Origin of the sequence: Saccharothrix syringae (genome assembly GCF_009498035.1) — a bacterium.
GTDB lineage: Bacteria > Actinomycetota > Actinomycetes > Mycobacteriales > Pseudonocardiaceae > Actinosynnema > Actinosynnema syringae.
Genome location: NZ_CP034550.1, coordinates 8,558,299 through 8,569,875, shown reverse-complemented (window position 1 = coordinate 8,569,875; position 11,577 = coordinate 8,558,299). Strand labels below are relative to the sequence as shown.

The 11,577-nt window shown below is 74.1% G+C and carries 11 protein-coding genes and 1 pseudogene; 9 read left to right on the top strand and 3 right to left on the bottom strand.

Annotation, left to right across the window (positions count from 1 at the left end):
- Nucleotides 1–27 precede the first annotated feature (27 nt).
- Complete coding sequence (locus tag EKG83_RS35525) at nucleotides 28–1,005, bottom strand: helix-turn-helix domain-containing protein (RefSeq protein WP_033433345.1); 978 nt, start codon at nucleotides 1,003–1,005, stop codon at nucleotides 28–30.
- Between the two features lie 291 nt (nucleotides 1,006–1,296).
- Between EKG83_RS35525 and EKG83_RS35520 the strand changes: the two genes are divergently transcribed.
- The 5 genes and pseudogenes from EKG83_RS35520 (at nucleotide 1,297) to EKG83_RS35500 (ending at nucleotide 4,268) form a co-directional block, all read left to right on the top strand.
- Nucleotides 1,297–1,872 carry a hypothetical protein gene (locus EKG83_RS35520; protein WP_228122335.1) on the top strand — a complete coding sequence of 192 codons (576 nt, stop codon included), beginning with the start codon at nucleotides 1,297–1,299 and terminating at the stop codon, nucleotides 1,870–1,872.
- Nucleotides 1,869–2,534: pseudogene (locus EKG83_RS35515) on the top strand (acVLRF1 family peptidyl-tRNA hydrolase); the annotation flags it as partial. The gene EKG83_RS35520 and the pseudogene EKG83_RS35515, both read left to right, overlap by 4 nt.
- A gap of 259 nt (nucleotides 2,535–2,793) precedes the next feature.
- Entirely contained in the window at nucleotides 2,794–3,225 is a 432-nt protein-coding gene (locus tag EKG83_RS35510; RefSeq protein WP_033433346.1) for a hypothetical protein, read from the top strand.
- Nucleotides 3,226–3,229: 4 nt separating this feature from the next.
- Nucleotides 3,230–3,745 (top strand): SigE family RNA polymerase sigma factor, encoded by a 516-nt coding sequence (locus EKG83_RS35505; protein ID WP_033433347.1) that lies wholly within the window; start codon nucleotides 3,230–3,232, stop codon nucleotides 3,743–3,745.
- Nucleotides 3,738–4,268, top strand: a complete 531-nt coding sequence (locus EKG83_RS35500) for a hypothetical protein (RefSeq protein ID WP_033433348.1) — start codon at nucleotides 3,738–3,740, stop codon at nucleotides 4,266–4,268. Before EKG83_RS35505 ends, EKG83_RS35500 begins: the two co-directional genes overlap by 8 nt.
- Before the next feature lie 46 nt (nucleotides 4,269–4,314).
- Here EKG83_RS35500 and EKG83_RS35495 read toward each other — a convergent pair whose 3' ends face one another.
- Nucleotides 4,315–4,785 (bottom strand): DUF1579 family protein, encoded by a 471-nt coding sequence (locus EKG83_RS35495; protein WP_051766454.1) that lies wholly within the window; start codon nucleotides 4,783–4,785, stop codon nucleotides 4,315–4,317.
- A gap of 43 nt (nucleotides 4,786–4,828) precedes the next feature.
- On the opposite strand from EKG83_RS35495, the gene EKG83_RS49470 reads away from it, so the two are divergent.
- Nucleotides 4,829–7,492: a helix-turn-helix transcriptional regulator gene (locus tag EKG83_RS49470; protein ID WP_153278664.1), complete on the top strand. Its 2,664-nt coding sequence runs from the start codon at nucleotides 4,829–4,831 to the stop codon at nucleotides 7,490–7,492.
- Nucleotides 7,493–7,646: 154 nt separating this feature from the next.
- Here EKG83_RS49470 and EKG83_RS35485 read toward each other — a convergent pair whose 3' ends face one another.
- On the bottom strand, nucleotides 7,647–8,420 hold the full coding sequence (locus EKG83_RS35485) for an SDR family oxidoreductase (protein ID WP_051766456.1): 774 nt from the start codon (nucleotides 8,418–8,420) through the stop codon (nucleotides 7,647–7,649).
- A gap of 147 nt (nucleotides 8,421–8,567) precedes the next feature.
- Here EKG83_RS35485 and EKG83_RS35480 point away from each other — a divergent pair, with 147 nt between their 5' ends.
- The 3 genes from EKG83_RS35480 (at nucleotide 8,568) to EKG83_RS35470 (ending at nucleotide 11,465) form a co-directional block, all read left to right on the top strand.
- Nucleotides 8,568–10,196 (top strand): ABC-F family ATP-binding cassette domain-containing protein, encoded by a 1,629-nt coding sequence (locus EKG83_RS35480; protein WP_033433350.1) that lies wholly within the window; start codon nucleotides 8,568–8,570, stop codon nucleotides 10,194–10,196.
- Between the two features lie 177 nt (nucleotides 10,197–10,373).
- Complete coding sequence (locus EKG83_RS35475; protein ID WP_015103570.1) at nucleotides 10,374–10,583, top strand: helix-turn-helix domain-containing protein; 210 nt, start codon at nucleotides 10,374–10,376, stop codon at nucleotides 10,581–10,583.
- A 66-nt stretch (nucleotides 10,584–10,649) separates the two neighbouring features.
- Complete coding sequence (locus EKG83_RS35470; RefSeq protein ID WP_033433351.1) at nucleotides 10,650–11,465, top strand: enoyl-CoA hydratase/isomerase family protein; 816 nt, start codon at nucleotides 10,650–10,652, stop codon at nucleotides 11,463–11,465.
- The last annotated feature ends 112 nt before the right edge of the window (nucleotides 11,466–11,577 follow it).

Here is an 11,577-nt window from a genome sequence, read left to right as displayed (position 1 = left end):
CGTCCCGGGGCCCTCTTTTTACATCTGTTACTTCGGCCACTCCCAGCGGATGCCGAACACGCCGGGCCCGAAACCGAGCGCCACGGCGTGCACGCCGCCCGCGCTGTCCAGGGCGAGGTTGCGGCGCCGCGACGGGGTGTCGTCACCGGCGGGCACGCTGTACTGCTGGCACCGCGCCGGCAGGTACGACGGGTCGAACCGCACCTCGATCACGTACTCCCGCACCGGCAGCCGGAACTTGCGGGCGAAGGTGTTCTTGCCCGCCGGGTAGTGGCCCTCGGCGAACAGCAGCTCGTACTCCATGATGATCGTCTCGCCGCGGCTCAGCGGCCGGTCGAACATCATCTCCGCGGCCATGATGTTGACCTCGGTGTCCTCCACGACGCGCCCGAGGTGGCAGTTGCGCAGGTTCACCACCCGCGGCAGCACGTCGGACTCCTCGGTCTCGAACACCAGCGCCCAGCGGTCCGGGCCGTCCTGCTCGGCCCGCAGGATCTGCCGCACCCACACCGAGCGCTGGCCGCCGTCCGCGGCGATCTCGATGCGGTCGTGCTGGCTGATCCGGCCCAGCTTGACGTCCGAGGTGGTGTCCACCTTCGAGAGCAGGTTCGCCACCCGCTCGCGGCGCTCCCACAGCGCGTCGATCGGCATCATCGTGGTCGGTCGCGACCGCCTGCCCCGCGGCCGCGGCGGTCCCAGGAGCGCCGACAGGCCCGCCTGGGGCACGCCCAGCACGGTCTCCAGGTGCCGCAGCGCCTCCAGCGACTCCGGCCGCTCGGGACGACGACGACCCGACTGCCAGTAGCTCAGCGTGGCGACGCTGATGGTGACCCCCCGCAGGGCAAGCCGGTGCTGGATGCGGTCCAGGCTCAGCCTGCTGGCCTTGATGGCAGCCCTCAACGCCTCCGGGAAGGGTCCGGTGGTGAGAAGCTGCGCAAGACTGCCGTGGCCCGTCGGGTCGAGTTCGTCGACGGACAGGTTGGGTCGACCGGCAGCGTTGGTCATTGTGACTCCCCGCTGTCATGAGATCACGCCCCAGTGACCCTACCCGCCAACGCAGGGCGTTGGTGCCTTCCGAGCGGAGTCAATGATTGGGCCGAACGGGTTACGAGTTCACTGGGGTGGACATCGTTCTGTCAAGTGGTGAACGCTCCTGCTCCATCCTTTGTAAACCCGTCGGTAACGTAGTGCAACGGCCGGTCGCCGATGTGTCCCAAATCCCTTCGGACCTGATAGGGGGCACCTGGCCCCGCCGCCGATGGCGACACGTGATCGGTAGCCCCTACTGTGTTGCCGGTGACCGCGGCCCAGGACCTCGTGCCCCTGCCGGAGGACCCCCTGACGGAGGTCGCCGCCGCCGTCCTGGGCACCGGCCCGCGGACGGTGCTCGACCTGCTCGACGTGGTCCGCCACCACGGCGGGCCGCCCGTGGACGTGGTCCGCGCCGGCGACGACCTGCTGCCCCGGCTCGCCCACGAGAACGCGTTGTCGCAGGCGTTGCTGCTGGCCAGGCAGGCGCTGCGCCCCGGAGGGCTGCTCGTCGCCGCCGTGCCCGAGCTGGACCGGCTCAGCCGGCTGCGCCCCACCGCCCCGCCGCCGAAGGTGACCGGGCGCGGCGCGGACCGGCAGGTCACCGTGCAGCTGTGGGACTGGTCGCCCGACGGCGAGTCCTACGCCCTGGACGTGGTGCGGCTGGTGCCCGTGGACGGGACGTGGCAGGTGGCGGGCACCGTGTCCACCCGCCACCGGGTGCTTTCCCCCGAACAGGTGACTGCCGAGCTGGCCGCGGCCGGTTTCGCGGCGGTCCAGCGGCTGTCGCCGGCCGAGTGCGGGCACCCGCTGCCCGTGTGGGTCGCGGTCGCGCCGGCATGAGCCGCGTCCGCCCCGCCGCGGGCGGCGGGCGCGCCGTCGAGGTCGACCCCGAGCGCCTGACCGGCTGGTTCTCCCGGTTCGCCGGCCGCCACGGCGGGGTGACCACCACGTCGGTGAGCCCGCACGAGTGGGTGGCGACGGCGGCCGACGGCACTACGGCCTCGGTGATCACCGCCTTCGGCGAATTCACCCGTACGGCCCAGCGCCAGGATGCCGGTCTGGTCCTCGAACCGCTGCTGTCCAACGCCCTGGCGCCCCGCCGCCTCGGCCTGCTGCTCGTCCGGCTCGGCGGTCACGGCGTCGGTGTGACTGTGAACGGCCGGGTGCTGGAGTCGACCACGGACAGTCACCAGGTGCACGGCCGCAGCAAGGCAGGCGGGTGGTCCCAGCAGCGCTTCGCGCGCCGGCGCGAGGGCCAGGCGCGGGTCGCCCTGCGAGCCGCGGCCGACGACGCGGCCCGCTTCCTGGTGCCGCGGCTGGGCGAGCTGGACGCGGTGGTGCTCGGCGGCGACCGGCAGGCGCTGGACGCGCTGCGCGCCGACCGCCGGCTGGCCGCGGTGTTCGCGCTGGCGTCCCCGCGGGTGCTGGACGTGCCCGATCCCCGGCGGGCCGTGCTGGACGAGGCGGCGCTGAGGGCCCGGGCGGTCGAGATCGTCGTCCGCCCTCCTGCCGCCGCCCTCCTCCCCGACGCCGCGGACCTCGCCGGTCTCGCCGACCCCACCACGGTCGCCACCGGCCGCGCCGCGCCCGCCTCCTCTCCCTCTCTTCCTTCCTCTCCCTCTTCCGACCGCACCACTCCCACCGACCGCGACCAGCCGGACCGACTCCCCGAAAACTCGTGACAACCCCCCGACCGCCCCACCGCATTCATAAGGGCGGAGGGGCACCACCGGAGGAGTCCCCGAATCCCGAGGAGCAGTTGTGTCGCGCAAACGAACCGTGCTGGCGGCCGGCGTCGTCCTGCTGGGCGGCCTGGCGGTGGCGGTCCCGGCCCTGGCGTCGGGCCTGGACGGCCCGCCCACCCCCGCGCCGACCACCACGAGCGCCCCCGCCACCACGACCTCGCGGCCCACCGCGACCACCTCACCCGGCGCCACCAGCACGACGGCCCCCGCCCCGACCCCCGCCCCGACCCCGGAGCCGACGCCGCAGCCGACCACCTCCGGCCCGCGCCCGACGACCACGGGCCACCCGCCCATCCTCCCCACCCCGCTGCCGACCACCACGCTCCCGCCCACCGCCTACCCGACCACCACGGTCCGACCCCCGGCCCCCACCTCGACGACCCGGTACACCACCAGGCCCCCACTGCCCACCAGCACCGCCGCGGTGGCGCCGACGCCGGAGCGCTGAGCACGTGAGCTGGGACGCGGAGTTCACCCGACACTTCGACCGGTGCGCCGACTCGATGCGCTTCACCGCGTACTTGTTGTGCGGCAACCACCACGAGGCCGAAGACCTGGTGCAGTCCGCGTTCCTCAAGCTCTACCTGGCCGGCCCGAGGATGGCGCACCGCGAGGGCCTGGACGCCTACCTGAGGCAGATCGTGGTGCGCACCTTCCTCGCCGAGCGCAGGCGGATGCGCTGGAAACGGGAGAAGCTCACCGACACGCCGCCGGAGCTGCCGACGGCGGGGGCGCTGAGCGAGGACAGGCTGGTGGTGTGGCAGGCGCTGTCGGCGGTCCCGGCGAAGCAGCGTGCGACGCTCGTGCTGCGGTACTGGCACGACCTGGGCGTGGAGGAGACCGCAGCCGCCCTCCGCTGCTCGGTGGGGACGGTGAAGAGCAACACCAACCGAGGGCTCAAGGCGCTGCGGCAGAGGCTGGGACCGGAATTCGGGGCGTTGTGGCAGGAGGTGTCGCGCGGTGCTTGAAGACGAGCTGAAGAAGACGTTCGAAGAGCTGAACATCCACCCCCTGCCGCGCACGTTCGGCGCCATGGACGTGGTCCACCGGGGCGTGCGGCTCAAGCGCCGCCGCCGCGGCTACGCCGTGGCCGCGACCGGCACCGGCACCACCGCCCTGGTGGCGGTCGTGGTCGCCTTCGCCCTGAACCAACCCCCCGACCCGTCCCGCACGGTCCCGGCAGGCCCCCCGGTCCCCACCGTCACCAACCAGCCGACGACCCCGAAGAGCGGCGAACAACCCCTCCTCACCCCACCCCGGCCGACCACGACCCCGCCGCCCCCGGCCTCGACACCCCCGACCTCGACGACCACCACGTCGAGCCCCGTCCCGGGCCGGGAGGACCCGCAGGGCATCCCGACCGCCACGAGGACCGAGCGCCCGAACCCCACCACGGCGGTCCGCCCCAACCCCCCGATGACCACCGCACAAGCCACCGCGGCCCCCACGACGACCGCGGAGCCCCCCGCGACCACCGCACCCCGGGGCTGACCCGGCCCGCCCCTTCACCGCCCGGCCCACCCGTCCCCAACAGCACCTACTCCACGCGTCCGCCACCCACGTCGTAGGCGACGTTCACCACCTCGTCGGCCCCGGGGTTGGGCCGCCACCCACCGCTGAAGTACGTCCCGTCCGCACTCCACCGGCCGGTGAAAGTCGCGTCCAACGGCCCGTGGGTCACCGTGATGGTCACCAGGTCCCCGTCGAGAGCCCACCGGTACGGCAACGGCTGCGGCGACATGTTCGAGTACACCGTCGACGGGAACGTCCCCGTTCCCGGGTCGTACCCGATGATCTCCAGCGAGTCGATCCGGGCGAGCCCGGCGAAGTCCAACCGCACCCGCTGCTCCAGGAAGAACCCACCCGGCAACCACCGGTAGGTGGCCCGCCCCCTGATGTTCCTCTCCGCGGACCCGACCAGCCCGCCCTCCATCTCCCACGTCCCCACGAACCGGTCCAGCTGCTTCAACGCCGGGTCCGGGCTCATCGCCCGCACGTCGTCCGACACGTCTTCCCCCTGCTCTCCGGGCCCCACCGGCGGCGGTGCCGTGGTGGGAACCCTGCCGCCCGCGGCCCGCCGGAAGATCGGCCACCTGGCCGATATCCGCCCCGCCCCGGCCGGGGCACCCGCATACTCCCGGGTGATGTCCGCCGACCACGCCCCACCGACGTACCTGACCGGTTTCGTCGGCCGCACCGCCGAGACCGCCGACCTGGCGGCCGCCCTCGCCGCCCCGGACGTGCGCCTGCTGACGCTGGCCGGCCCCGGCGGCTGCGGCAAGACGCGCCTGGCCGCGCACGCGGCGGCACCCGACCCGGACGCGCACTGGGTCGACCTCACCGCCACCACCTCGCCGGCCGCCGTGCCGGCGCTGGTGGCCGGGGCGCTGGGCGTGCGGCTCACCGACCGGGACCCCGTCGCGTCGCTGGCCCGCCAACTCGCCGACCGCCGGGTGCTGCTGTGCCTGGACAACTGCGAGCACGTCCTCACCGCCGCCGCGGACCTCGTCGCCGCCGTCCTGCGCACCTGCCGCGGCGCCACCGTCCTGGCGACCAGCCGCGAACCGCTGGGCATCCCGGGGGAGCGGGTGTGGCGGGTGCCGCCGCTGTCCCGCGACGACGCGGTCGCCCTGTTCCACGCCCGCGCCGGCGGCCCGCCCGGCTCCGCGGCGGCCGCCGCGGCCGTCCGCACCGCGTGCGCCCGCCTCGACGGCATGCCGCTGGGCGTCGAGCTGGCCGCCGCCTGGTCGGGCACCCTCACCCCGCAGGAGATCGTCGCCGGCCTGGACGACCGGTTCCGCCTGCTCATCCGCGGCCCGCACGGCGTGGCCGCCCGCCACCAGACGCTGGCGGCGTCCCTGGACTGGAGCCACGACCTGCTCGACGAGCCCGACCGCGTCCTGTTCCGCCGCCTGGCCGTCTTCCGCGGCGGCTTCACCGCCACCGCCGCCCGCGGCGTCGCGGGCCCCGACGTGCTCACCGGCCTGCGCCGCCTCGTCGACAAGTCGCTGCTCACCGCCGACACCCGGGGCGAGACCACCCGCTACCGCCTGCCGGAGACCGTCCGCGAGTACGCCGAGGCCAGGCTCGACGCCTCCGGTGAACGCGACGAGACCCGCGACCGCCACCTGGACACCTGCCTGGCCGCGGTCGAGGACGCCGCCCACCTCCTCGACGCGGACAAGGACACCTGGCACGCCCTGGTCGAGGTCGACCACGAGAACCACCGCGCCGCCGTCGAGCACGGCCTGACCGACGACCGGGGCCGCCGCCTCGCCGCCCACCTCGCCTGGTTCTGGCACTCCAGCCGCCGCGGCGCCGAGGGCCTGGACCTGCTGCGCCGCGCGGTCCGGGCGCACCCGGACGACCGGACCGCGTCCAGGGCGAGGCTCCTGGCCGGCCTGGCCCTGGTCGCCGACACCACCCGGTCGACCCCCGAGGACCGCGCCGCCGCCCGCACCGCCCTGGACATCGCCGACGAGGTCGGCGACCACCGCACCGCCTGCCTGGCACGCCAACTGGCGGCCCTGGACCTGCTGGGCCGCGACTTCACCCGGGCGGGCGCCCTGGCCGCCGAGGCGCACGAGATCGCCACCGCCGCCGACTACGGCTTCGGCCGCGACGGCGCCGACGCCCTGACCGGCATCCTCCACCACCTCCGCGACCGCCACGCCGAAGCCGTGCCGCTGCTCACCCGCGCCACCGCCGGCCTGGTCGCGCGCGGCGACCGGGGCGTGGCCGCCACCGCCCTGGGCTTCCTGGCCACCAGCGCGGCGGCCACCGGCGACCTCCGCGCCGCCAGGGCGTTCGCCGAACGCGCGGTGCGCGTGGCCGCCCCCCTGGCCGACTTCCACCGCGTCGGATCGGCGCACGCCGTGCTGGCCCTGGTCGAGGGCACGACCGGACGGCTGGACGAGGCGTGGGCGGTCCTGACCCCCGTCCTGCGCCTGGTCGAGGACGCGCCGGCACCCCCGTTCGTGCCGGGCCTGGTCGAGTGCGCGGGCCGCCTGCACCTGTGGGCGGGGGAGCCGGAACGGGCGCTGCGCGCCTACCGGCACGAGATGTCGGCCAGACCCCTCACCCCGCACGCCCGCATCGGCCTGGCCACCGCCCTGCACCGCACCGGCGACACCACCGCGGCCCGGCGGGAGGCGGCCGAGGTCCTGGACCTGGTGCGCGACCTGGGCATGCCCGGCCTCCACGCCGACGCCCTGCACCTGCGCGCCGAGCTGGCCGACCCCGGCGAACGCGAGGACCTGCACCACCGGGCACTGGCCATCCGCGCCGAACACGGCCTCGCCCCCGCGTGCGTGCACAGCCTGGAGGCCCTGGCCCACCCGGCCGCGGGCACGACCGCCGCCCGCCTCCTGGGCGCCTGCGACCGCGCCCGGCAGGACATGGGCCTCCCGCGCCCCGACGCCGGCCGGGACGACGACGCGTTCACCGAGGGCCGCGCCCTCCGGCTGGACGAGGCCATCGCCTGGATCCGCCGCTCACGGGGCACCAGGTCACGCCCGTCGAGCGGCTGGGACAGCCTCACCCCCGCCGAGCGCAGCGTGGTCGACCTGGCCGTGGCCGGCCTCACCAACCCCGACATCGGCAAGCGCCTGTTCATGAGCCGCGCGACGGTGAAGACCCACCTGTCCCACGTCTACGCCAAGCTCGGCGTGGCCAACCGCACCGAACTGGCCACCGCGGCCCGCCGCCACGCCTGACAGCGGCACCCGCCCCGCCACCCGCGGCGCCACCGGCCCAGCCCGACCCCGCCGCGCCCATCTCGACCCGGCCCGTCCGGCCCGGCCGCACCCATCTCGACCCGGCCCGTCCGGCCCGGCCGCACCCATCTCGACCCGGCCCGTCCGGCCCGGCTCAGCCCAGCGTGCCGGTGGCCAGCAACCCGCCGTCCACCCGCACCGTCTCCCCGGTGATCCACTCCGCCGCGTCGGACACCAGGAACGCCACCAACCGCGCCACGTCCTCCGGCGTCCCGAGCCGCTTCATCGGGTAGGCGGCCGCCGCGTCCTCCTCGCGCCCCGTGTACAGCGCCTCGGCGAACCGCGTCTTCACCACCGCCGGCGCCACCGCGTTCACCCGCACCTTCGGCCCCAGCTGCCAGGCCAGCTCCTCGGTCAACCGGATCAGCGCCGCCTTGCTCGCCCCGTAGGCGCCGATCGCCCCGGTGGACCGCAGCCCGCCCACCGACGCCACGTTCAGCACCGCCCCGCCGTGCTCGCCCATCCACGCCCGCCACGCGAGCTGCACGAACCCCAGCGCGGCCACCACGTTCGTGTCGAAGATCTTCCGCACCGCGTCCAGGTCGGCGTCCACCAGCGCCCCGAACACCGGGTTGATGCCGGTGTTGTTCACCAGCACGTCCAGCCGCCCGAACCGCTCCACCACCAGCCGCACGGCCTCCGCGCGGTCGTCGGCGCTGCCCGCGTTGCCCGGCACCGCCAGCACGCGGTCGGGCGACACGCCCGCGTCGTCGGCCAACCCGGCCGCCGCGGCGGCCAGCGCGTCCGCCTTGCGCCCGGTGATCGCCACCGACGCGCCCCGGCCGAGCAGCTCCCGCGCGATGCCCAGGCCGATGCCCCGGCTCGCGCCCGTGACCAGGGCGGCCTTGCCCGTGAACTCCGAAGTCATGGGCGGCAATCTATGCGCCTGCGCACATCCCCGTAATCCGGTGGCGGCGACCCCGTAGACTGGGGTGCGTGGTCGTCTTGATCGAGTAGGTAGCGCCCGAGCTGCGCCGTTGTCCTCGCACGACCACACCCCGGAGTCCCCGAAAAAGTGATCACCGCAACCGACCTGGAGTTGCGCGCCGGTTCGCGCATCCTGCTCTCCGGCGCCACCCTGCGCGTCCAGCCCGGCGACCGCATCGGCCTCGTCGGCCGCAACGGCGCCGGCAAGACCACCTCCCTGCGCGTCCTGGCCGGCGAGGGCCAGCCCTACGCGGGCGACGTCCGCCGCAGCGGCGAGCTGGGCTACCTGCCCCAGGACCCGCGCGAGGGCGACCTGTCGGTCATCGCCAAGGACCGCGTCCTGTCCGCCCGCGGCCTGGACCAGCTCCTGCGCGACATGGAGAAGATGCAGTCGGTCATGGCCGAGCTGGCCGACGACGACGAGCTGCAGGGCGCGGTGCGCAAGTACGGCCGCCTCGAAGAGCGGTTCGCCGCGCTCGGCGGCTACGCGGCCGAGAGCGAGGCCGCCCGCATCTGCACCAACCTCGGCCTGCCCGACCGCGTGCTGGCCCAGCCGCTGCGCACCCTGTCCGGCGGCCAGCGCCGCCGCGTCGAGCTGGCCCGCATCCTGTTCGCCGCCTCCGAGGCGGGCGTCGGCGCCAAGTCCAGCACCATCCTGCTCATCGACGAGCCCACCAACCACCTCGACGCCGACTCCATCGCCTGGCTGCGCGGGTTCCTCAAGTCCCACGACGGCGGCCTGGTCGTGATCAGCCACGACGTCGAGCTGCTCGACGACGTGGTCAACAAGGTGTGGTTCCTCGACGCCACCCGCGGCGAGGTCGACGTCTACAACATGGGCTGGAAGAAGTACCTCGAAGCCCGCGCCGCCGACGAGAAGCGCCGCCGCCGCGAACGCGCCAACGCCGAGAAGAAGGCCGGCGCGCTCATGGCGCAGGCCGACAAGATGCGCGCCAAGGCCACCAAGGCCGTCGCCGCGCAGAACATGGCCCGCCGCGCCGAGAAGCTGCTCGCGGGCCTGGAGGAGACCCGCCAGGCCGACAAGGTCGCCAAGATCCGCTTCCCGCAGCCCGCGCCGTGCGGCAAGACCCCGCTGACCGCCGAGGGCCTGAGCAAGACCTACGGCTCGCTGGAGGTGTTCAGCGGCGTCGACCTCGCCATCGACCGCGGGTCGCGCGTGGTGATCCTCGGCCTCAACGGCGCCGGCAAGACCACCCTGCTCCGCCTGATCGGCTCGATGGAGCGCCCCGACAGCGGCGAGGTCGTCAAGGGCCACGGCCTCAAGCTCGGCTACTTCGCCCAGGAGCACGAGACGCTCGACCACCAGGCCAGCGTCTGGCAGAACATCCGCCACGCCGCCCCGGACGTCCCCGAGCAGCAGCTGCGGTCGCTGCTGGGCACGTTCCTGTTCAGCGGCGAGCAGCTCGACCAGCCCGCGGGCACCCTCTCCGGCGGCGAGAAGACCAGGCTGGCGCTCGCCGGGCTGGTGTCGAGCGCGGCCAACGTGCTGCTGCTCGACGAGCCGACCAACAACCTCGACCCGGCCAGCCGTGAGCAGGTGCTCGACGCGCTGCGCCGCTACGAGGGCGCCGTCGTGCTCGTCACCCACGACCCCGGGGCCGTCGAGGCCCTTGAGCCCGAGCGGGTGATCCTGCTGCCCGACGGGACCGAGGACCACTGGTCCGCGGAGTACCTGGAACTCGTGCAATTGGCCTGAGGCAAGGTTTTCCCGCTTCAAACCCGCAAAGTGAGCGATGATCGGCTCCCCGTGGTCGACCGACCGCTCGCCGATCATTTCGCTTGATCACCTGGCGTTCTTGGTCGTCGTGTTCGATCATTGCGACGACAGGGGCTTTCGAAGGCCCGACCTGCTGTCTACGGAAGGCGGGACAAGGTGGCTGACCTGAAGAAGGGCGCCCGCATCACCGGCGCCACGCGGGACAAGCTGGCCGCTGACCTGAAGAAGAAGTACGAAAAGGGCGCGAGCATCCGGGCGTTGGCCGAGTCCACCGGGCGCTCCTACGGCTTCGTGCACCGGGTGCTCAGCGAATCCGGTGTGCAGCTGCGCGGTCGCGGTGGCGCCACCCGCACGAAGAAGAAGTAAGCTACCCTCCGGTAACACCGGGGTGCCGAGGAGAGACGGCGCCCGCCAGACACCGGAGGTTCACGCATGTCGGCACCGACCGCCATCGACGCCGGCCTGCTGGAACGCGGAGGCGTGCGGCTCGAAGTCGCCGGGGCGCGCGCGACGATCACGCTCGACCGGCCCGACGTGCTCAACGCACAGACGCCGTCCACCTGGGCGGCGTTGCGGACGATCGGCGAGCAGCTGGACCCGGACGTCCGCGTGGTGGTCGTCCGGGGCTCCGGTCGTGCCTTCTCCGCGGGCCTCGACCGGCGCATGTTCACCGGTGGGCAGGTGGCGGGCGAACCGGGGCTGGCCGAGATCACCGCGCGGGGCCCCGAAGCCGGCGCCGAGCTGATCGCGGAGTTCCAAGAGGGCTTCCGCTGGCTGCGCGACCCGGCGAGGGTGACCGTGGCCGCGGTGCGCGGGCACGCCATCGGCGCGGGCTTCCAGTTGGCCCTGGCGTGCGACCTCCGCGTGGCAGCCGACGACGCCCTCTTCAGCATGGCCGAAACCTCCCTGGGCCTGGTCCCCGACCTGGGCGGCACCCTGCCGCTGGTCAGGCTCGTCGGCTACGCGAGGGCAGCCGAGATCTGCCTGACCGGCCGCCGCGTCGGCGCGGAGGAGGCGCTACGCATCGGCCTGGTGAACAACGTCGCAGCAGGCGACGCCCTGGACGCGGCAGTGGACGACCTGGTCACCCAACTCCTCCGCCCCCTGCCAGGCGCGGTGCGCGAAACCCTGGCACTCCTGACCGCGGCAGCCGACGGGGCGACGGAGGAGGAGCAGTTGCTCGCCGAGCGCACCGCCCAGCTCCGCAGGCTCGCCGAACTGGCAGCCCTGGCACGTCCGCAGTCCTGACCAGGCGTTTTGCTGGCGGCCACCTACACGATCGGGTGATCATCGCCCGAAAATGTACGGAAACGGCGTCCCCGATCATCGGTTGAGAGAAGATCGAGACGCCGAGACCACC